A 20,471-nucleotide genomic window follows, 5' to 3' on the forward strand; every position below is an offset into this window, starting at 1 on the left:
TGCCCGATGAAGCCCCTGTTCCACGCCCTGACGCTGGCCGCTGCAGCGGCCTTTGCCATGCCCGCGCTGGCCAGCGCCACCGTCGGCCAGCCAGCGCCGGCCTTCAGCGCCACCGACACCAGCGGTCGCACCGTCAATCTGGCCGACTTCAAGGGCAAGCACGTGGTGCTGGAATGGGTGAACCCCGGCTGCCCCTACGTGCGCAAGCACTACGGCGCGCAGAACATGCAGGCCACGCAGAAGGCGGCGACCACGCAGGGCGCCGTCTGGCTGACGGTGAACTCCACCACCCCCGACCACGGCGACTACCTGGCGCCGGCGAAGCTGGCGTCCTGGATGAAGGAGCAGGGTGCCGCCGCCACCGCGACACTGATGGACGAGGACGGCAAGGTCGGCCGCGCCTACGGCGCCCGCACGACGCCGCACATGTACATCGTCGACCCCCAGGGCACCCTGGTCTACGCCGGCGCCATCGACAGCAAGCCCAGCGCCAACCCGGCGGACATCCCGGGTGCGACCAACCACGTCAAGGTGGCACTGGCCGAGTCGATGGCCGGCAAGCCGGTCAGCACGCCGGCCACACGGGCCTACGGTTGCACGGTCAAGTACGGCAACGCCGGCGAATGATCCGGGCGTGATTCAGGGCAGGGTCGCGTAGCCCTGCGCCAGCGTCCGGAAGGCCGCGCTGGACGCGGCGGCATCGACGTCGTCGCCCAGTTCCTCCGCCAGGATGGCGGCCACGTCGTCGGCCAGGCCCGCAGCGGCCCGCGCATCCAGGAACAGGAGCCGGCTGCGCCGCGCCAGCACGTCCTCCACGCTGGCCGCGAGTTCATGCCGCGCGGCAAAGCGCACCATGGCCTCGCTGAGCACGGGGGCGTCGCTTTCCGGGTCGCGCCAGAGCCAGCGGTCGGCCCCGGGCAGCGCCTGCAGTGTCTGCGCCTCGGCGCCGTACAGGTGTGCCCCCGGCGGGACCACCAGCGTGCGGTGCGTGGCCTGCGCGCCCACCAGCGGCAGGCCGGCCGTGGCGCCGCCCGGCCGGGGCGGCAGCAGGCCGCGCGCCATGCAGCGCGTGAGCACGTCCTCGGCCATCGCCCGGTAGGTGGTCCACTTGCCGCCGGTCACCGTGACCAGGCCCGAGCGCCCGACCAGCACCGTGTGCTCGCGCGACAGCGCCTTGGTGTCGCCACCATCCTCGGCCTGCGGCTTGACCAGCGGGCGCATGCCGACCCAGACCGAGCGCACGTCGTCGCGGCCCGGCGGCCGGGACAGGTAGCGCGCGCTCTCGTCGAGGATGAAATCGACCTCGGCACGCAGCGGCAGCGGGTCGTGCTGTACCCGGTCGCGCGGCGTGTCGGTCGTGCCCAGGAGGGTCTTGCCCAGCCAGGGCACGGCGAACAGCACGCGGTCGTCGCGCGTCTTGGGCACCAGCAGCGCGTGGTCGCCTGGCCAGAAGCCGCGGTCGACCACCAGGTGCACGCCCTGGCTGGGCGCCACCAGCGGCGGGCGGTGCGGCGTGTCGACGTCACGGTCCATGTCGCGCAGCGCATCCACCCAGATGCCGGTGGCGTTGACGACGCAGCGCGCCAGCACGTGGACGTCGCCGTCGGGCCCGCGCACGGTGACGCCGCGCACCAGGCCCTGCTCGCGCAGCAGACCGGTCACGGGCGCGTGGTTGAGCACGACCGCGCCGTGGGCGGCGGCCGTGCGCGCCAGCGCCACGGCCAGGCGGGCGTCGTCGAACTGCGCGTCCCAGTAGCGCACGCCGCCGGCCAGGCCTTGCGCACGCACGTTGGGCAGCAGGGTCTTCGTGCGCCCGGCCGAGAGGAACTCGGTGTCGCCCAGCGAGCGCGACCCGGCCAACAGGTCGTAGGCCTTGAGGCCCATGCCGTAGAAGCCGCGCTCCCACCAGTGGTACGACGGCATCACGAACGGCAGGCGGCTGGCCAGGTGCGGCGCGTTGTGCAGCACGGCGGCCCGTTCGTGCAGCGCCTCGCGGACCAGGCCCACGTCGCCCTGCGCCAGGTAGCGCACGCCGCCGTGCAGCAGCTTGGTGGCGCGCGACGAGGTGCCCTTGGCGAAGTCCTCGGCCTCGAACAACGCGACGCTGAAGCCGCGTGCCGCGGCATCCAGCGCCAGCCCGCAGCCGGTGGCGCCACCACCGACGACCACCAGGTCGAACGGCTCGGCCGCGCGCACGCGGGCCCACAGCGCCGCCCGGTCCAGCGGCGCACCGTGGGTGGTCTGTGCCGGCCCACTCATGGCCGTGCGAAGTTCACCGGCAGGCCGGGCACGTCCACGCGCAGGCTGAGCACGCAGCCGGCCAGCGGCTGCGCCGCCAGTTCGTCGGCCGGGCGGCCCTGGCGTGCGGTGGTGACGAACAGCGTGCGCCCGTCGGCACCGCCGAAACACGGCATCGTGGGGCAGCGCACCGGCAGGCGCAGATCGCGTGTCACGCTGCCGTCCGCCGCCAGGCGCAGCAGACGCTGGCCTTCGAACATCGCCACCCAGTAGCCGCCGTCGATGTCCATGGCGGCGCCATCGGGCCGGCCGCCGTAGGTCTCCAGCGGCTGCCCATCGCCGCGTGGCGCGAAGCGTGCGAATTCGCGCCCGCGCGACAGGCTGCCGTCCAGCGGGTCGACGTCGAAGGCGCGCACCACGTGGGCCTTGGTGTCGCTCCAGTACAGCGTGCGACCGTCGGGGCGCCAGGCCAGGCCGTTACTGGTGGTGATGTCGCCGGCGACGCGGTCGAGCTTGCCGCCGGCCCAGCGGTAGAGCGCCGCCTTCGGCGCCGTGCGCGGCTCGTAGATCGTGCCGGCCCAGAAGCGGCCCTGCGGGTCGGCCTTGCCGTCGTTGAAGCGCTCCTCGGCCGGGTCGTACGGCGGCGCCGCGAGGCGGGTGCGTTCGCCGGTGGCAGGGTCGAAACGGAACAAGCCGTCGCGCATGCCCAGCAGCAGCGCGCCACCGGGCAGCGGCGCAGCGCAGGCGGGCTCGGTGTCGAAGGCCCACTGGCGGTGTTGTGCGCGGCCGGGGTGCCAGCAGTTGAGCGTGCGGCCCGGGATGTCGCACCAGTACAGCGCCGAGTCGTCCGGATGCCAGAACGGCGATTCGCCGAGCTGCGACGGTGGCACCGGCAGCGGCTCGAAGACCGGGGTATCCATCAGGGGCGGCTGATCTCGAGCTTGAACCAGGCGTCCAGGTGTTCGCCGGGCATCAGCGTGCGCAGCCCGGCCTTGGCCGGCTCGGCCATGTGGATGGCGTTGCTGACGTGGCTGACCGGCTCCACGCAGTAGTAATCCTTCAGCGGCGGCGTGAACACCACCAGGTAGGGCAGCGAGGAGGTCAGCCGCAGCGCCAGCTTCTCGTCGCGCACGCGCGCCGGGCCGCTCCAGCCCTCGAAACAATGGTCGAAGTCCAGGTGCGCCACGTCGCCATCGATGCCCTGCTGCGGCACGCGCCGCGTGGGCAGGCCGGCGGCATCGCTGTCCCAGCGCTCGGTGAGCTCGATGTGCAGCCGGCTGCGCTGGCGCTTGGGGAAGTACGGGTGCCAGCCCAGGCCAAAGGGCGCCGCCGCCTCGCCCGTGTTCGTGATCGACAGCCCCAGGTTCAGCCCCTCGTCGGTGAGCGACACCGCCTGCCGGGCGGTGAAGGGGAACGGCCAGTCGGCGTCACCTGCATGCTGCAGCACCAGCACGGCGTCGTCCTCCCGCGCCGACTCTACCGTCCACGCCCGCTGCCAGCCGATGCCGTGCACCGAGTGCGGGTTGTCGTCGAAGTTGGGCTGCGTCGTGTACTCGCGCCCGTGCCAGCGGAAGCGCCGGTAGCCCAGGCGGTTGGAGTACGGCAGCAGCGGGTAGCAACCCGACAGCCGGGAGCGCTCGAGCGCCGCCGGCTCGGTGCTGCGCAGCACCTGCAGGCCGTCGAACCAAAGGCCGGCGATGCAGCCGCCGAGGTCCGGGCGCAAGGCCAGCCGCAGCGGGCCGCGGGTGAGTTCGAGGGTCAGGGATTCGGTCATGCAGGACGCGCTCGCGGCGCGCGTAGGGGCCGCGGAGCGGCGGAAGGTTCGGGCGGCACGCGGTGGTGGTCAGTACGCACTGGCCCCGGTGACGGTGCCATCACTGAGCGTGTGCACGTGGCCCTCGTCGTGCGGGCTGCGCAGCGCCTGCAGCGCCGCCTGTGAGCCCTGCATCAGCAGGCCCAGGTCGGCGCCCAGGGCGACGAAGCAGTAGCCCAGTGCACGGTATTGCACCAAGGCCTGCGCGTTCATGCCCAGTGTGCCGATGGGTTTGCCCAGCTCGGCGGCGCGGCGCGCGGCGCGGGCCATGCGGTCCATCACCGCCGGGTGCAGGCTCTGGCCGACGTAACCCATCGACGCCGACAGGTCGGCGGGCCCGACGAACAGAGCATCCACGCCGGGCACGGCGGCGATCTCGTCCAGCCGGTCCAGCGCGTCGGCGGTCTCGAGCTGCACGATGACGCCCATCTCGCGGTTGGCGTGGCGCGGGTAGTCGGCGCGCGTGCCGAAACGCGTGGCCCGGCTCATGCCGGCCATGCCACGGATACCGTCGGGCGGGTAGCGGGTGGCCGCCACCGCGGCAGCGGCCTCTTCGGCGTTCTGCACGAAGGGGAACAGCACGGTGGTCGCCCCGGCGTCGAGCACGCGCTTGACCACCACCGCGTCGTTCCAGGGCACGCGCACCACCGGCACCATCTTCGTGTTGCCGATGGCCTGCAGCAGGTGCACCACGTCGCGCATGTCCAGCGGGCTGTGCTCCATGTCGACCACGCCCCAGTCGAAGCCGGCGCAGCCCAGCGCCTCGGCCACCAGCGGGCTGCCGGACATGATCCAGGTGCCGATCGGCGGCTGGCTGCCGCAGGCCTTGAGCAGGTGGCGAAACGGGTTCATCGAAGGGCCCCCGGGGTGCCGGTCAAATCGACCTTCAGGTAGTGTGCCCCCGGAATCGGGTTGTAGTAATAGGGCGGAATCTCGACGAAACCCAGCGACTCGTACAGGCCGCGCGCGGCCTCCATCTCGTCGAGCGTGTCCAGCAGCATCGATGCATAGCCGGCCCCCGTGGCGCGGTCGATCAGCGCCTGCGCCACCACGCGTCCCAGGCCGAAGCGGCGGAAGGCCCGGCGCACGAACAGGCGCTTCATCTCGCAGGCGTCGGGGTGGTCGGCTTCGGGCAGCGGGCGGAAGCCGCCGCAGCCGGCCAGCGCGCCGTCGACGAAGGCCAGCAGCAGCACGCCGTGCGGCGCGGCGTAGTCGCCGGGCAAGGCGGCGAGCTCCTGCTCGAAGCCCTGGAAGCACAGGTCCACCGACAGCGAACCGGCGTACTCGCGGAAGATCTCGCGCGTGGCGTCCAGCAGCGCCGGCGTGTCCGGCTCGACCAGGGATATCGGTGGCACTTCCATCGGCAGTGGGCCGAAGTCTATGCCGGGTTCAACCCCACCGGGTCACGACCCACCAGACGCCCAGGCTGCAGCCGGCCAGCAGCACGGCCGCCAGCAGCCGCTGAGCCGGACCGTCGGCGCTCGGCGGGGTGTCGGGCGGCAGTGCCTTGTCGCCGAGCCACATCGCCGACACCAGCCCCTTGCCCCGCATCGTGTAGGCCGCGATGGCCGCCAGGTGCAGCCCCACGAGCCCCAGCAGCAGCCACTGGCCCCAGCCGCGGTGCCAGCTGGTGGCGGCCAGGCCGGTGTCGGTGGAGACCAGCGCGTTGAGCGGCCCGGTGAAGGCGATCTCGTCGTCGCTGACCAGGCCGGTGCCCACCTGCACCGCCAGCACCGCCAGCAGCGCCAGCACCGACAGCGCGCCCAGCGGGTTGTGGCCCACGTCCAGCCGTTCGCCGGCGGTGGCCGTGCCGCGCAGGTAGCGCCACACCGTGCCCGGCCCGCGCACGAAGCTGGCGAAGCGCGACCAGCGCCCGCCCACCACGCCCCACAGCAGGCGGAAGGCCAGCAGGGCGAAGACCGCATAGCCGAAGCGGGGGTGCCAGTCCATCTGGCCGGACTTGGCGCTGACCACGGCGCCGAGCACCGCGGTCAGCAGCGCCCAGTGGAACAGGCGGGTGGGCAGGTCCCAGATGCGGACCAGGGTGGGGGTGTCGGCAGGCATGAGGCGGGTCTCACGGTGGAATGCAGGGCTGGAGCTGCAGCCTAGGGGGCCACGTGCGTTCGGCGCCACGATAGCCGGTCTGCGGCGTCCGGCTGCAATGCCGCCACGGCGCACAGCGTATACGCTTGGTCGGCGCCGCACCGTCCGTCCTGCACGGCCGGCGGCGATGACCGTCACGCATCAACCAACCACGAGGACCCGCCCCGATGACCTGCAAGACCTTCCTGGCCGCCACGATGTGCGCCGCCGCCTGCCTGACCGCCGTCCCCGCCTCGGCCCAGTTCCAGAAGCCCGAGGACGCGGTCAAGTACCGCAAGGCCGCCTTCACCGTGATGGCGGCGCACTTCGGCCGCGTGGGCGCGATGGCGCAGGGCAAGGCCCCGTGGGACGCGCAGGCCGCCGCGGCCAACATGGCCGTGGTGATGTCGGTGCACCAGTTGCCGTTCACCGCCTTCGGCGCCGGCACCGACAGCGGCGACACCCGGGCCCTGCCGGAGGTCTGGTCCAAGGCGGCCGACTTCAAGGCAGCGGCCGACAAGATGGCCGACGCCATGGGCAAGCTCGACGCCGCCGTGAAGACCGGCAGCTTCGACAACACCAAGGCCGCGTTCGGTCCCGTCGGCGGCAGCTGCAAGGCCTGCCACGACGACTTCCGCAAGAAGTGACGCCATACCCCGGGGCGGGCCAAGGCCGGCCTCGGGTCAGTCTGCCGGGTCGGGCTGCGCGAGCCAGGCGGCCCAGTGGTCGATGCAGGCGCGCAGCTTGGGCAGGCGCTGGCGTTCGCGCAGCATGACGGCGTAGACCGGCGTCGCCGCCGACGGGCCCAGGCCCGGCAGCACCGGCAGCAGCCTTCCGGCCGCCACCAGCGGCCGGGCCACGATGTCCATCAGCCGACCGATGCCCACGCCGTGCAGCACCAGGGACAGCACGACGGCCGAGTTGTCGGTGCGCGTGTGGGCCCGCATCGGCAATGCCTGATCGGCCTCGGCCGGGTTGGCCAGCCACTGGTTCTGCGCCGCGATGGCGCTGTTGCCCACCAGGCGGTGCGCCGGCAGGTCGTCGGCCCGCAGGGGCAGGCCGTGGCGTGTGGCGTAGGCCGGTGCGGCGTAGAGCGCCCGCGTGAACCGGCCGATCTGCCGCGCCACCAGCGTCTCCGACGCCGGCGTGCCGGTGCGGATGGCCACGTCGATGCCGTCGCGTGCCATGTCCACCAGGCGGTCCTCCACCGCGATGTCCAGTTGCAGCTGCGGGTGGCGGGCGTAGAGCGACGGGAGGGCGGGCACGATGACCGCCTCGGCCACGATGGCGCTCACGCTCACCCGCACCCAGCCGCTGGGGCCGTCGCGCCGGCCGCTGAGCGCGCCCTGCAACTCGGCCGCCGTGTCGCCCAGCCGGCGGGCATGGGCGAGGAAGGTGTCGCCCTCGTCGGTGAGGCTCAGGCCGTGCGTGGTGCGATGCAGCAGCCGAACGCCCACCGCGTGTTCCAGCCGCACCAGTGCGCGGGTGACCTGGCTGACCGGGACGTTGCGCTCACGGGCGGCCGCCGAGAGCGTGCCCAGCTCCACGATGCGGACGAAGAGGGCGACGTCGTCGAGGTGCATGGGCAGAGTCTGCCCTGATATTGCGATTCACGCAAAACCAATTGCGTTCATATGCAGTTTCCATGGCCATTGTGTCTCCATAAAGTGCACAGCCACAGGAGAACCCGCCATGCACGAACCGCTGAACACCTTGGAACTGCACCGCCTGCACGACGAAGCCCATGCGCGCGCCGAGGCGCTGCGACGCGCGGCGCGGGACGATGTCTGGCGCGGCGCCGACGCGTTGCTGTGCAACGCGAGGTCGCGGGCCTTGCGGGCCGCCGACCGGCTGGCGCATCGCATTGGGCGGCACGGCCGGCCGGGTGGGGCCGCCAGCGCCACGGCCGGTTGCCCGGCCGCTTCGGCAGGCTGAAGACAGTCCAGCCTCAGCCCAGCTCGGCCAAGCCAAGCACGACCCTGCGGGTCGTGGCCGATCCTTGGTGATCGCTCACGTGCGCCAGCGCACATGAGCGCTCCCCAGAAGTCAGCCCGGGCTGCCGCCCGGCTCGGCCAAGCCGAGCACGACCCTGCGGGTCGTGGCCGACTTCTTCTCGATCTTCGTGACCACGACGGCACCAACCTCTGCCGTGTTGGCCACATGCGTACCGCCACAGGGCTGCAGGTCCACGCCCTCGATCTCGAGCACGCGCACGCGACCCAACCCGCGGGGCGGCTGCACGCTCATGCTGCGCACCAGGCCCGGGTTGGCGTCCAGCTCCGCTTCGCTGATCCAGCGGTGACGCACGGGGTGGCCCTCGGCCACCAGCCGGGCCAGGCCGGCGTTGAGCGCGTCCTTGTCCAGCGGCTCGGTCATGTGGAAGTCCAGCCGCGCATGCGCCGCCGTGATCGAGCAGCCGTCCACCGGGTGCGGCACCAGCGCGCACAGCAGGTGGGTGGCGGTGTGGAACCGCATGTGGGCGCGCCGGCGTTCGGTGTCGATGCGCGCGGTCACCACGTCGCCAGGCTGCAGCCCGGTGGATGGTTCAGCCGGCACATGGGCGATGGCCCCAGGCCGCTCCTTGTGCTTGCGCGTGTCGGCGATCGCCAACGTGCGGCCGTCGTCCGTCACCAGCACGCCGGCATCGCCGGCCTGGCCGCCGCCCAGCGGGTAGAACACCGTGCGGTCGAGCACGATGCCCTGGTCATCCACCGCCAGCACCGTCGCCTGGCACTCGGTGAGCGCCGCGTCCTCGCGGAACAGTTCCTCGGTCATGGGGTCTGCAGCGTGACCTCGCCACGCGGGGTGTCGAAGACCGCGGTCAGGCGCGACGCCGCAGCCGGGTCGCCGCCCACGCCACGCAACCGGAGCACGTCGCGCTGCGCCACCGGCAGGCCGTCCAGCTGCAGGCTGCGCAACTGAAGGCCGCTGGCAGGCAGGCGGTCGGCCGGGTGCGGGCCGTGCCACTGGATCAGGCTGGGCAGCACGCCCTGGCGGCGGCCGTCGGGCCGCACCAGCACCTGCCAACGGTGGTCGCCGCGTGCCATGTCCAGCGGCAGCCCCGGGTCGGCCTGCTTGTGGATCAGGCCCCAGCGGTGCATGTCCAGCATGGTCGAACGCGCCACCACGTGCCACAGCGCCGGCGGCCCGGGCGGGCGTTCGTCCAGCCCGAACCAGCGCGCCCGGCCCGGCGGCGGCGCCGCCGGGTCGATGGCGATGATCTCGAGGTAGCAGCGCGGAAACGCCGGCGACGACAGGTTCAGCAGCCGGTTGTGCGTGCCCATCAGCGGGTGCTGGCCGCCGGGCCCCGGCTCGACACCCAGGGTGGCCTCGCACCAGGCGGCGCCGGCGTCCAGGGTGTCCGCGGCGATGATCAGGTGGTCGATGTCCGTGTTCACACGCGGACGATACCCTCGACCACCGGCGTCACGTCGCCGCCCACCCAGACCGTGTCGCCGTCGCGCGCCACATGCACGCGCCCGGCGCGCTGCAGCGCGTGGCCCTGGGCGGCCACGTAGTGGTCCGGCAGCACACCGTCGCCGATCAGCCACTGCGCCACGCTGGCGTTGAGGCTGCCGGTGACCGGGTCCTCGAAGCCGCCGGGGCCGACGAAGGCCCGCACCTCGATGGCCGTGTCCTCCCCCGCCGCCTGCAGGCCGACGACACCGAGCTTCAGATCGCCCAGCGCCGCCCAGTCCACCTGCAGCGCGCGCACCCGGGCACCGGACGCCAGCAGCACGCCACACCAGCCGGGGCCGTTGTCGATCCAGCGATGGCGCTGGATCTCGCCCGCGGCCAGGCCCAGTGCGGCGGCGATGCGCGCCAGCATCGCGGCGTCCAGCGGTTCGCTGCGGCGCTGGGGCGGTGCGGCAAACGCCAGGCGTGCGCCATCGCGCTTCACGCGCACCAGGCCCACGCCGCACTGCTGCACGACCACGCCCGGATCGCGCGCCACGCCGCCCGCCGCCAGCCAGGCCCATGCGCTGCCCAGCGTGGGGTGGCCTGCAAACGGCAGTTCGCCGAAGGGCGTGAAGATGCGCACCCGGTAGTCGGCCGCCGGGTCGGTGGGCGGCAGCAGGAAGGTGGTCTCCGACAGGTTGGTCCAGCGCGCGATGGCAGCCAGGTGCGCGTCGTCCAGGCCGTCGGCGTCGTGCACCACGGCCAGCGGGTTGCCCTGCAGCGGCTCGGCGCTGAAGACGTCGACCTGGTGGAAGCGGCGGGGCTGCACCGTCATGCCAGCGCTTCCTTCAGGATCGCGCCCAGCAGCGCCACTGCGGCGGTGATGCGCTCCGGCGAGACGGTGACGAAACTCAGCCGCAGGCGGTTGGCCTTGGGCGCCGTGGCGTAGAAGGCGGCGCCGGGCACGTAGGCCACGCCGGCGTCCACCGCGCGCGGCAGCAGCGCCGTGGCGTCCAGGCGCTCGGGCAGTTCCACCCAGAAGAACATGCCGCCCTGCGGTTGCACCCAGTGGCAGCCGGCGGGCAGGTGGGCTTCCAGTGCCGCCTGCATGGCGTCGCGCTGCGCCTTGTAGCGGGCGCGCACGGCGGGCAGGTGGCGTTCCAGCAGACCGTCGGCCAGCACGGCGTGGGCGATGCGCTGGTTGAAGCCCGGCGTGTGAAGGTCTGCCGCCTGCTTGGCCTGCAGCAGCTTGGGGAACAGCGCCACCGGCGCGGCCACGAAGCCCAGGCGCAGCCCAGGGGCCAGCACCTTGGACAGCGAGCCGAGGTAGACGCTGCCGCCCGGCAGCAGCGCACTCACGGGCGGTGGCGGCGGCGCGTCGTACCAGAGGTCGCCGTAGGGGTTGTCCTCCACCACCGGCAGGCCCAGCGCGCCGGCACGGTCGGCCAGCGCGGCACGGCGGGCCGCACCCATGCAGCGGCCGCTCGGGTTCTGGTAGTTCGGCAGCAGATAAAGGATGCGCGCGTCACGCACCGCGTCCAGCGCCGCCGGCAGGGGGCCTTCGTCGTCGCCGTCGACGCTGGCGAACTCGGGCTCGTAGGGCGTGAAGGCCTGAAGCGCCCCCAGGTAGGTAGGCGACTCCACCGCCACCCGGCTGCCGGCGTCGACGAGCAGCTTGCCCACCAGGTCCAGCCCCTGCTGCGAGCCGGTGGTGATCAGCACCTGGCCCGGCGTGACGGCCACGCCCTGCGCCTGCAGCTGCGCCGCGGCCCACTCGCGCAGCGGGCCGAAGCCTTCGCTGGCGGCGTACTGCAGGGCCTCGCGCGGCGTCTCCGTCAGCACACGCTCGGTGGCGGCGCGCAGGGCCTCGACCGGGAAGCCGTCGGGCGACGGCAGTCCGCCGGCCAGCGAGATCACGCCCGGGCGCTCGGTGAGCTTGAGGATCTCGCGGATCACCGACGGTTCCAACCGCTGCGCGCGGCGGGCCAGGGTGAAGGGGGTGGTGCTTGCGGTCATGAGCAGATCCAGTCCACCGCCATCGCGGCATGCAGGTGCGTGGTGTCGAACACGGGCAGGGCGCTGTCGGCGGCGCCGATCAGCAGCCCGATCTCTGTGCAGCCGAGGATCACCGCCTCGGCGCCGTCGCGTTTCAGGTCGCGGATGATGCCGGCGTAGGCTGCGCGCGACGTCGACTCGATGCGACCGCGGCACAGCTCCTCGTAGATCACGCGGTGCACCTCGGCACGCGCGGCCTCGCCCGGCACCACGGTCTCGATACCGTGGCGCTCGCCCAGATGCCCGCGCAGCACCGAAGCATCCTCCATCGTGAAGCGGGTGCCCAGCAGGCCGGCGCGCTTCACGCCCGCGGCGCGCAGCGCAGCGCCGGTGGCGTCGCCGATGTGCAGGAGCGGCACACCGGCCGCAGCCTGCACCTCGGCCGCCAGCCGGTGCATGGTGTTGGTGCCGATCATCACCGCGCCGGCACCGGCACGCACCAGGCCCGCGGCCGCCGTGCCCAGCTGCACGCCCAGCCCGGCCCAGTCACCCGCCGCCTGGGCCGCGGCCACGCCGGCGAAGTCCAGGCTGTGCAGCAGCAGTGGCGCGCTGTGCAGGCCACCGCCGCGCGCGGCCACGCCCTGGTTGATCAACCGGTAGTAGATGGCCGTGCTCTCCCAGCTCATGCCGCCGAGCAGGCCCAGGGTTCGAAATCGAAGTTCAGTCGTCATGCGATCCTCGTCCGGCGGCCCAGGGCCACCACCGTCAGCACGGCGAGCGCAAAGCCCACCGTGGCCAGTTCCAGTTCCTCGCCCAGCAGCAGCGCCGCGGCGATGATGGCCAGGAAGGGCTGCAGCAGCTGCACCTGGCTCACACGCAGCACGCCGCCCAGCGCCAGCCCGTGGTACCAGGCGAAGAAGCCCAGCCACATCGAGAACACCGCGGTGTAGGCGAAGCCACCCCAGGCCGCGGCGCTGACCGGCGCGGACGGCCAGGTCAGCCCCGCCGCCGGCAGCGTCAGCGGCAGGGCCCCCACCAGCACCCAGGAGATCACCTGCGGTGCCGGCAGATGCGCCCCGGCCCGCGCGCCGGCCACGTAGCCCACGGCCCCGGTGGCCACAGCCATCGCCAGCCAGGCGTCGGCCGCCACCAGCACGCCGCCACCCTGCCAGGCGGCAAAGGCCAGCACCAGGGCACAGCCGGCGCCAGCCGCCGCCCAGAAGCCGGCCGAAGGCCGCTGGCGTGCGGCCACCGCACCCACCACCGCCGTGGCGAGTGGCAACACCCCCGTCACCACGGCCGCGTGGGCCGACGGCACGTCGCGCAGCGCCAGGGCCAGGCCCAGCGGGAAGCCGAGCACGGTGCCGCAGGCGCTGAGGGCCAGCGGCCCCCAGGTGGACCGCGGCGGGCGACGGGCGCCCGTGGCCAGCAGGTAGGCGGCGGCCAGCAGCCCGGCCAGCGCGGCGCGGCCGGCGGTGACGAAGGCCGGCGGCAGCTGCGGCGCCGACGCATCGCCCACCGCCAGCCGCGTCATCGGCAGCGTGAGTGCGAAGATCAGCACGCCCAGCGCGCCCCAGGCGAGGCCACGCGTGGCGGCGTCGGGCGCCTGCAGCGTGCCGGTGGCGCTCATGACCCGCCCTCGTAGGGCCGGCCGTCCTTGTGGAAGAAGCGCCAGCGCCCGTCCACGCGCCGCGCCTCGAGGTCGTCGTCCGGGTAGTGCACCCGGTCGCCTTCGGTGCGGTCGCCAACCTCGAGGTAGACCACGTCGGCCCCGGTGCGGTTGACCAGGGCGTGCGCGTCACCGCTGCCAGCGCGGAAGCCGGTGCACTGGCCGGGCGCCAGCAGCGTCTCGCCCTGGTCGGTCAGCAGGGTCGGGTGGCCGGCGAGCACGTAGACGAACTCGTCCTGCCGCGCGTGGCCATGGCGCAGCGCCGACTGCGCGCCCGGCCGCAGCGTGGTCAGGTTGACGCCGAAGTTCGTGAGGCCGAACAGATCGCCGAGCACGCGCTTGACCCGCCCGTCCATGCGTGCGGCGAACGGCGCCGGGTAGACGGAGGCCTGCTGGCGTGGCGGGACCGCGTCGGCGGACACGGCCAGGGGGCAGGAGATCGGGTCGCGGGGTTCCATGGCCATCGGCAGGGCTGGCGTGCGGAGCCTCCGCACGCTGCAGACTGTAGCCCCACGACCAGCACAGTACCGATACACTGAAGCCGACAGACCATCAATCTGTACCGCCTGATCCACCGACACAGCCCATGCACGCCACCCAGGAGAACCTGTCCCGCAGCGCCGGCGCCACGCTGGCCGAGCAACTGGCGGCGCGCTTTGGCGAGCGCATCGGGCAGGGCCTGCTGCGCCCCGGTGCGCGGCTGCCGTCGGTGCGCGACTGCGCGGCGCGCTACGGCGTCAGCCCAGCCACCGTGGTGGCCGCCTACGACCGCCTGCAGGCCCAGGGTCTGGTGCAGGCGCAGGCGCAGCGGGGCTTCTACGTGCGGCAGCCGGCCGGCACGGCGCGGGCGGCGCGCACAGGCGCAAGCGCGGGGTCGGCGGCTGGCGGCGGCCCCACGGCGCCGGTGGATGCCACGGCGCTGATCCGCGGCATGTTCCACGCCGGCGTGCACGGCTCGGCACCCGGCATGGGCACGCTGCCGGTGGACTGGCTGGACGCCGCCCTGCTGCAGCGTGCCGTGCGCCGCGTGACCAGCGGCACCGCCGGCGACGGCGAAGCCTGGCTGCGTTACGGCGAACCGGCGGGCGACCCGGCACTGCGCGCCGCGCTGTCGCGCCGCCTGGCCGACATGGGCGTGGACGCCGGGCCAGAACAGATCGTCACCACCGTGGGCGCCACGCATGCGCTGGACCTGGTGGCGCGGACGCTGCTGCAGCCGGGTGACGCGGTGCTGGTGGACGAACCCGGCTGGGCGGTGGAGTACGAACGGCTCACGCGCCTGGGCATGCGGCTGCTGCCCGTGCCGCGGACCGCCGACGGCCCCGACCTGGACGTGATGGCCGCGCTGCTGCAGGCCCACCGGCCGCGGCTGTACGTCACCGTCTCGGTGCTGCACAACCCCACCGGGCACACGCTGAGCCCGGCCGCGGCGCACCGCGTGCTCGGCCTGGCGGAGCAGCACGACCTGACGGTGGTGGAGGACGACACCTACGCCTTCTTCGCGCCGCCGCACGCCACCCGCATGGCGGCACTCGATGGCCTGCGGCGCACGCTGCTGGTCTCGGGCTTCTCGAAGATCCTGGCGCCGCAGTGGCGGGTGGGCTTCGTGGCCGCGCCGCCGGCGCTGGCCGAGCGCCTGATCGACACCAAGCTCGTGGGCACGCTGACCACCCCGGCGCTGCTGGAGCAGGCCGTGGCCTGGTGCCTGGACCAGGGCCTGCTGCGTCGGCACGCCGAGCGCATCGTGCAGCGGCTGGACACCGCCCGCGAGCGCGCCGTGCGCCACGCCCTGGCCGCCGGCTGCCGCTTCGTGGCGCCGCCGCAGGGCCTGTTCGGCTGGGTGGACGTGGGCACCGATACCGAGCGCCTGGCCCTGGCCATGCTGGACCAGGGCTGGCTGCTGGCGCCGGGCACGCTGTTCCAGGCCAGCCGCCGGCCCAGCACCTGCATGCGCATCAACTTCGCCGCCACCCAGGACGGCCGGTTCTGGCAGGCGCTGAAGGCGTCCAGCCCCCACGCGCATCGGGCGGCGTCGAACGATTCGTGACGGATTTCACGGATAACATGTGGTCTGGAGCCCCCATGTTTCCGTCCACCCTGCCCGTCGGCGCGCCCGAACTGATGCGCATCAGCGACTTCCGTCGCTACCTGCGCCAGCAGCAGCAGATGCTGGAGCACGGTCCGTCGACGCGGCTGACCTCGCTGTCGCCGTCGCTGCTGCAGGACCTGCTGCGCCCCGGTCGCGACGGCCAGGCCAGCGACCTGCTGGAGGTGGTGGCCGCCTCGCTGCGCCATGGCCGTGCCCTGCTGCTGCACCTGGGCGTGGAACAGCACGTGATCCCGCTGACGCTGTTCCCGGCCGAGCGCCTGGCGCACAGCCCGCTGACCCCGGAGCAGATGCTCAACAGCCGGCTGCAGGCCTTCGAGGTGCTGCAGGTGGAACCGGCGCTACTGCAGCCGCCCGGCAGCCGCGAGCGCACGCTGGTGGCCGACGCGGCGCACTACGGGCCGCTGGGCCCGCTGACCTGGGCCATCGCGATGCGCGGCGCCCGCGACACGCTGCTGCCGGAGCTCACCGGCTCGGCCGCCTACCGCGTGACGCCGGGCGCCGACCTGCGGACGCTGGACCTGCCCGGGCCCCTGGCCGCGGCCATCAAGCGCCTGCGCCGCGAAGGCACCAACCTGCGCGAGATGAGCGCCTGGCCCGGCTTCGACCGCGAGCGTGCGGCACGGCTGGTCAATGCGCTGTACCTGCAGTCGGCGCTGATCGTCAGCCGGGCGCACCCGGCGGCCACCAACGAAGGCTGGCGCAGCCACCCGAACGTCAACTGACGCCGTCGGGCGTCAGCGGTTACCCAGCAGCTCCCAGCGCTCCAGCGCCAGCATCAGCTCGTCCTCGATGGCGGCATGGCGGGCATTCAGCGCGGCCACGCGCTGCGGCTCGTTGACGTAGATCTCGCTGCCGGCCAGGGTCTCGGCAATCTGCGCCTGTTCGGCTTCCAGCGCCTCGATGCGCGCTGGCAGCTCGTCGAGCTCGCGCTGTTCCTTGTAGCTGAGCTTGGTGCGCGGCTTGGGCGGGGCGGCCGGCGCAGGCGCTGGCGGCGCGGCCGGCGCCGATGCGGTCGGCAGCGCCACGGCCACCCGGCCGCGCGCGCGCTGCAGCTTCCAGTCGCTGTAGCCGCCCTCGTACTCGCGCCACAGGCCGGGGCGGCCGCCGAACGCCGGGTCGCCTTCCCAGGCGATCGTGCTGGTCACCACGTCGTCCAGGAAACGGCGGTCGTGGCTGACCAGGAACACCGTGCCGGCGTAGTCCTGCAGCAGTTCCTCCAGCAGCTCCAGCGTGTCGATGTCGAGGTCGTTGGTCGGCTCGTCGAGCACCAGCACGTTGGCCGGCAGCGCGAACAGCCGCGCCAGCAGCAGCCGGTTGCGCTCGCCGCCGGAGAGCGTGCGCACCGGCGAATTCGCGCGCTCGGGCGAGAACAGGAAGTCCGTGAGGTAGCTCATCACGTGCTTGCGCCCGGCGCCTGTCTCGATCCATTCGCTGCCGGGGCTGATGGTGTCCACCAGCGTGGCCTCCAGGTCCAGCCCCGCGCGCAGCTGGTCGAAGTAGGCCACCTGCAGGTTGGTGCCGCGGCGCACGCGGCCGGCGGTGGGTTCCAGCTCGCCCAGGATCAGCTTGAGCAGCGTGGTCTTGCCCACGCCGTTGGGGCCGATGAGGCCGACCTTGTCGCCGCGCAGGATGGTGGCGGTGAAACGCTCGATCAGCGTGCGCTCGCCGAAGCGCATGGTCACGTCGGTGAGCTCGGCCACGATCTTGCCGGTGGGCAGGCCGGCGTCCACCGCCAACGACACCTGGCCCAGCTGCTCGCGGCGCGCGGCGCGCTGCGCACGCAGCTGCTGCAGCCGCGCCACACGGCCGACGCTGCGCGTGCGCCGTGCCTCCACGCCCTTGCGGACCCACACCTCCTCCTGCGCCAGCAGCTTGTCGGCACGTGCGTTGGCCAGGGCCTCGTCTTCCAGCTCGCGCGCCTTGGTGGCCTCGTAGGCGGCAAAGCGGCCCGGATAGCTGCGCAGCTGGCCGCGGTCGAGCTCGACGATGCGCGTGGCCACGGCGTCGATGAAGGCACGGTCGTGCGAGATCAGCACCAGCGCGCCCTTCCACGCATTCAGCAGGTCCTGCAGCCACTCGATGGCGTCGATGTCCAGGTGGTTCGTGGGCTCGTCGAGCAGCAACACGTCGGGCGCGGCGGCCAGCGCCTGGGCCAGCGCCACGCGTTTCTTCTGCCCGCCCGACAACGCCGCCACATCGGCCTGCGGGTCCAACGCCAGGCGCTGCAGCGCCTCGTCCACGCGTTGCTCCCAGGTCCAGCCGCCCAGGGCCTCCAGGCGCGTCTGCAGCGCGTCCAGGTCCTCGCCCTCGGCGTGGGCCTCGTAGCGTGCACGCATTTCGCGGGCCTCGGCCACGCCCTCGGCCACGGCACCGAACACCGTCGCGCCTTCCGGGAACACGGGTTCCTGCGCCACGTAGACGCGGCGCACGCCGCCCTGCACCTGCAGCGTGCCGTCGTCGGGCCGTTCCAGCCCGGCGAGGATCTTCAGCAGGCTGGACTTGCCGGCGCCGTTGCGGCCGATCAGCGCCACGCGCTCGCCGGCCTCGAGCGCGAAGCCGGTGCCGTCCAGCAGTGGCACGTGACCATAGGCGAGGTGGGCGTCGAGCAGGGTGAGCAGGGCCATGCCGGCATTGTCCCGCGGCCAGGCACACCCGCCGGGGCGGCTCTTAAACTCCCGCCAACCGACTGCACCCGCACCGATGACCGATCCGCACGCATCGCCACCGCCGGCCACCGAGGTCGACGTGCTCGTGGCCGGACTCGGGCCCGGCGGCTGTATGGCGGCGCTCACGGCCCACCGCCTGGGCCTGCGCGTGCTGGGCACGGAGGCGCGCGGGCGCCACGGCAACCGCGGCCGCCTGGTCGTCGTGCGGCCGAAGGCACAGGCGCTGCTCAGCGCCGTCGGCCTGACCGACATCACCCGCGGCCGCCGCACCACCACGCTGCGGCACGTGGAGGAGCGCCTGCGCCAGACGCTATGTGCAGCCGCTGATTCAGTCGAAGCGCAGCGGCCCAGCCTGCACTGGCACACGCGCGTCGTGGCGCTGACCCCTGGCGCCGACCACGTGCTGGCCACGCTGCAAGCCGACGATGGCACGCAGCACGCCGTGCGCGCCCGCCACGTGGTGGACGCCACCGGCGGCAAGCTGGAGGCGCTGGGCCGCACGCCGCGCCGGCGCACCGGGGCGCGCCACATCGTCGTCACCGCCGAGTACGCCACACCGCCCTGGTACGACGGCATCGTCGGCGCGCGCGACCCGGACACCGGCGACGCCTACTTCCTGATCCCGATGCGCGGGCGCACCGGCATCACGGCCTACCTCGACTCGCCGCCCGGCGAGGGCGACAGTGAAGCCGTGCTGACGCAGCGCTTCGAGGCCATCGCCGAGCGCCTGGGCCTGCGCGACCTGCGGCAGGAGGTGCAGGCGGTGGACGTGGTGCAGCGCCTGCTGCCCGTGCCCAGCACCGACCGCGTGGTGCCCATCGGCGACGCGGCCGGCACCGTGGACCTGTGGATCGGCGCCGGCATGTCCACCGCCATCGAGGACGGTGCCGATGCCGCCGAGGCCATCGCCCGCGCACAGCGGGCCGGCGATGTGGCCACCGAGATGCGCCTCACGCGCGAGGCCAGCGCCCGTGCGGTGGCACGCCACCAGCGCCGCATCTGGCTGGGCCGCGTGGTGGTGGCGGCGCGGCCGCTGATCATCCGCCTGTGGCCCACGCTGCCGCTGGACCAGGTGACGCGCCACGCGCTGCGCAGCCCGCGCTGGCTGTGGCAGGGCATCCGCGTCGTCTTCGGCCGCCGCCCACCCGCGCCGGCCGAAGGCCGCGACTGAGGAACACCCCATGCTGCAGCGCCGCCCCTGGGTACCCGCCCGTTCCGAGGACCTGGTGCAGACGGTGGCCGCGGCCACGGCGTCGGCCAGCGTGGCCCACAACGCCAGCGAACTGCTGCGCCTGGTCCAGGACAACCGCCGCCTCCACGACGAAGAAGGCCTGAACCTCAACCCGGCCAGCAACGTGATGAACCCGCGCGCGGAGGCGCTGCTGGCCGCCGGGCTGGGCCCGCGCGCGTCGCTGGGCTGGCCGGGCGACAAATACGAGACCGGGCTGCAGGCCATCGAGCGCATCGAGGTCATGGCCGCCGAACTGGCGGCGGAAGTCTTCGACGCGCCCTTCGCCGAGGTGCGCGTGGGCTCCGGCGCGCTGGCCAACCTCTACCTGTTCATGGCCACCTGCCGGCCGGGCGACACGATCATCGCGCCACCGGACGAGATCGCCGGCCACGTGACCCACCACGCCGACGGCGCCGCGGGCCTCTATGGCCTGAAAACGGTACCGGCGCCGGTACAGGCCGATGACTACACGGTGGACGTGGACGCACTTCGGGTGCTGGCGCGGCAGGTGCGGCCGAAGCTGATCACGCTGGGCGGCAGCCTGAACCTGTTCCCGCACCCGGTGGCCGCGGTGCGCGCCATCGCCGACGAGGTCGGCGCGGTGCTGATGTTCGACGCCGCCCACCTGTCGGGCATGGTCGCCGGGCGCGCCTGGACCAACCCGCTGGCCGAAGGCGCGCAGGTGATGACGATGAGCACCTACAAGAGCCTGGGCGGCCCGCCGGGCGGGCTCATCGTCGGCACCGACGAAAGGCTCTTCGAGCGCCTGGACGCCATCGCCTACCCCGGCCTGACCGCCAACCACGATGCCGGCCGCGTGGCGGCGCTGGCGATGTCGCTGCTGGACTGGGTCGCGTTCGGCCCCGCCTACGCGCAGGCCATGCAGGCCACGGCGCGTGCGCTGGCCGACGCGTTGGCCGGTCTGGGCCTGCCGGTTTTCGCGGCCGGGCGCGGCGGCACCACCTCGCACCAGTTCGCGCTGGAGGCGGCACGCTGGGGTGGCGGCCAGGCGGCATCGAAGCGGCTGGAGGCCTCGCGCCTGCTGGCCTGCGGCATCGGCCTGCCCACGGCCCTGGTAGCCCCGGTCGACGGCGACACCAACGGCCTGCGCCTGGGCGTGCCGGAGATCGTGCGCCTGGGGCTGGGGCCGGCCGAGATGCCGGAGCTGGCGGGTCTGATCGCGCGGGCGCTGGCGGGCGAAGCGGTGGGCGAGGCCGTGACCGCGCTGCGGCAGCGCTTCAGCGGTCTGCGCTACGTGCGCCGCTGAG

The 20,471-nt window shown here is 73.5% G+C and carries 22 protein-coding genes; 7 read left to right on the forward strand and 15 right to left on the reverse strand.

Features of this window, described 5'->3' with window-relative positions; genetic code table 11:
• The first annotated feature begins 6 nt into the window (after positions 1–6).
• The gene (locus tag ENE75_RS12635; RefSeq protein ID WP_128198656.1) at positions 7–627 is read left to right on the forward strand and encodes a thioredoxin family protein; all 621 of its coding nucleotides are present in this window, start codon (positions 7–9) and stop codon (positions 625–627) included.
• Positions 628–639: 12 nt separating this feature from the next.
• Here the strand turns inward: ENE75_RS12635 and ENE75_RS12640 are convergent, their stop codons facing one another.
• From ENE75_RS12640 to ENE75_RS12665, 6 genes are all read right to left on the reverse strand, one after another.
• The gene (locus ENE75_RS12640; RefSeq protein WP_128198657.1) at positions 640–2,259 is read right to left on the reverse strand and encodes a glycerol-3-phosphate dehydrogenase/oxidase; all 1,620 of its coding nucleotides are present in this window, start codon (positions 2,257–2,259) and stop codon (positions 640–642) included.
• A complete protein-coding gene (locus tag ENE75_RS12645; protein WP_128198658.1) occupies positions 2,256–3,158 on the reverse strand; it encodes an SMP-30/gluconolactonase/LRE family protein in 903 nt (300 codons plus the stop codon). The genes ENE75_RS12640 and ENE75_RS12645 overlap by 4 nt, the downstream gene beginning before the upstream one ends.
• Complete coding sequence (locus tag ENE75_RS12650) at positions 3,158–4,012, reverse strand: aldose 1-epimerase (RefSeq protein ID WP_128198659.1); 855 nt, start codon at positions 4,010–4,012, stop codon at positions 3,158–3,160. Before ENE75_RS12650 ends, ENE75_RS12645 begins: the two co-directional genes overlap by 1 nt.
• Before the next feature lie 69 nt (positions 4,013–4,081).
• Entirely contained in the window at positions 4,082–4,903 is an 822-nt protein-coding gene (locus ENE75_RS12655; protein ID WP_128198660.1) for an HpcH/HpaI aldolase family protein, read from the reverse strand.
• Complete coding sequence (locus ENE75_RS12660; RefSeq protein ID WP_128198661.1) at positions 4,900–5,412, reverse strand: GNAT family N-acetyltransferase; 513 nt, start codon at positions 5,410–5,412, stop codon at positions 4,900–4,902. The genes ENE75_RS12655 and ENE75_RS12660 overlap by 4 nt, the downstream gene beginning before the upstream one ends.
• A gap of 28 nt (positions 5,413–5,440) precedes the next feature.
• Entirely contained in the window at positions 5,441–6,115 is a 675-nt protein-coding gene (locus ENE75_RS12665; RefSeq protein ID WP_128198662.1) for a cytochrome b/b6 domain-containing protein, read from the reverse strand.
• A 206-nt stretch (positions 6,116–6,321) separates the two neighbouring features.
• Between ENE75_RS12665 and ENE75_RS12670 the strand changes: the two genes are divergently transcribed.
• Positions 6,322–6,780, forward strand: a complete 459-nt coding sequence (locus ENE75_RS12670) for a c-type cytochrome (protein WP_233259045.1) — start codon at positions 6,322–6,324, stop codon at positions 6,778–6,780.
• Between the two features lie 36 nt (positions 6,781–6,816).
• Here ENE75_RS12670 and ENE75_RS12675 read toward each other — a convergent pair whose 3' ends face one another.
• Positions 6,817–7,716, reverse strand: a complete 900-nt coding sequence (locus ENE75_RS12675; RefSeq protein WP_128198663.1) for a LysR family transcriptional regulator — start codon at positions 7,714–7,716, stop codon at positions 6,817–6,819.
• Between the two features lie 109 nt (positions 7,717–7,825).
• Here ENE75_RS12675 and ENE75_RS12680 point away from each other — a divergent pair, with 109 nt between their 5' ends.
• A complete protein-coding gene (locus ENE75_RS12680) occupies positions 7,826–8,068 on the forward strand; it encodes a hypothetical protein (protein ID WP_128198664.1) in 243 nt (80 codons plus the stop codon).
• Positions 8,069–8,179: 111 nt separating this feature from the next.
• Here the strand turns inward: ENE75_RS12680 and ENE75_RS12685 are convergent, their stop codons facing one another.
• Genes ENE75_RS12685 through ENE75_RS12715 form a run of 7 tightly spaced genes read right to left on the reverse strand, consistent with a single transcriptional unit; the run spans position 8,180 to position 13,660 of the window.
• Positions 8,180–8,908: an alanyl-tRNA editing protein gene (locus ENE75_RS12685; RefSeq protein ID WP_128198665.1), complete on the reverse strand. Its 729-nt coding sequence runs from the start codon at positions 8,906–8,908 to the stop codon at positions 8,180–8,182.
• Complete coding sequence (locus ENE75_RS12690; RefSeq protein ID WP_128198666.1) at positions 8,905–9,531, reverse strand: VOC family protein; 627 nt, start codon at positions 9,529–9,531, stop codon at positions 8,905–8,907. Before ENE75_RS12690 ends, ENE75_RS12685 begins: the two co-directional genes overlap by 4 nt.
• Complete coding sequence (locus tag ENE75_RS12695; protein ID WP_128198667.1) at positions 9,528–10,367, reverse strand: PhzF family protein; 840 nt, start codon at positions 10,365–10,367, stop codon at positions 9,528–9,530. Before ENE75_RS12695 ends, ENE75_RS12690 begins: the two co-directional genes overlap by 4 nt.
• A complete protein-coding gene (locus tag ENE75_RS12700; RefSeq protein ID WP_128198668.1) occupies positions 10,364–11,548 on the reverse strand; it encodes an aminotransferase-like domain-containing protein in 1,185 nt (394 codons plus the stop codon). The genes ENE75_RS12695 and ENE75_RS12700 overlap by 4 nt, the downstream gene beginning before the upstream one ends.
• Entirely contained in the window at positions 11,545–12,258 is a 714-nt protein-coding gene (locus ENE75_RS12705) for an aspartate/glutamate racemase family protein (RefSeq protein WP_128198669.1), read from the reverse strand. Before ENE75_RS12705 ends, ENE75_RS12700 begins: the two co-directional genes overlap by 4 nt.
• Complete coding sequence (locus ENE75_RS12710) at positions 12,255–13,157, reverse strand: DMT family transporter (RefSeq protein ID WP_128198670.1); 903 nt, start codon at positions 13,155–13,157, stop codon at positions 12,255–12,257. The genes ENE75_RS12705 and ENE75_RS12710 overlap by 4 nt, the downstream gene beginning before the upstream one ends.
• A complete protein-coding gene (locus ENE75_RS12715; protein WP_158288932.1) occupies positions 13,154–13,660 on the reverse strand; it encodes a cupin domain-containing protein in 507 nt (168 codons plus the stop codon). Before ENE75_RS12715 ends, ENE75_RS12710 begins: the two co-directional genes overlap by 4 nt.
• A gap of 122 nt (positions 13,661–13,782) precedes the next feature.
• Here ENE75_RS12715 and ENE75_RS12720 point away from each other — a divergent pair, with 122 nt between their 5' ends.
• Both ENE75_RS12720 and ENE75_RS12725 read left to right on the forward strand, forming a co-directional pair.
• Entirely contained in the window at positions 13,783–15,243 is a 1,461-nt protein-coding gene (locus tag ENE75_RS12720) for an aminotransferase-like domain-containing protein (RefSeq protein ID WP_128198671.1), read from the forward strand.
• A 35-nt stretch (positions 15,244–15,278) separates the two neighbouring features.
• Positions 15,279–16,028 (forward strand): hypothetical protein, encoded by a 750-nt coding sequence (locus ENE75_RS12725; protein ID WP_128198672.1) that lies wholly within the window; start codon positions 15,279–15,281, stop codon positions 16,026–16,028.
• A gap of 12 nt (positions 16,029–16,040) precedes the next feature.
• On the opposite strand, the gene ENE75_RS12730 is transcribed toward ENE75_RS12725, so the two are convergent.
• Positions 16,041–17,930 (reverse strand): ATP-binding cassette domain-containing protein, encoded by a 1,890-nt coding sequence (locus ENE75_RS12730; protein ID WP_128198673.1) that lies wholly within the window; start codon positions 17,928–17,930, stop codon positions 16,041–16,043.
• Between the two features lie 76 nt (positions 17,931–18,006).
• Between ENE75_RS12730 and ENE75_RS12735 the strand changes: the two genes are divergently transcribed.
• Both ENE75_RS12735 and glyA read left to right on the forward strand, forming a co-directional pair.
• On the forward strand, positions 18,007–19,143 hold the full coding sequence (locus ENE75_RS12735; protein ID WP_158288933.1) for an FAD-dependent monooxygenase: 1,137 nt from the start codon (positions 18,007–18,009) through the stop codon (positions 19,141–19,143).
• Between the two features lie 10 nt (positions 19,144–19,153).
• Positions 19,154–20,470 (forward strand): serine hydroxymethyltransferase, encoded by a 1,317-nt coding sequence (glyA, locus tag ENE75_RS12740; RefSeq protein ID WP_128198675.1) that lies wholly within the window; start codon positions 19,154–19,156, stop codon positions 20,468–20,470.
• The last annotated feature ends 1 nt before the right edge of the window (position 20,471 follow it).

The sequence above is a fragment of the Rubrivivax albus genome, assembly GCF_004016515.1.
GTDB classification, from domain to species: Bacteria; Pseudomonadota; Gammaproteobacteria; order Burkholderiales; family Burkholderiaceae_C; genus Rubrivivax; species Rubrivivax albus.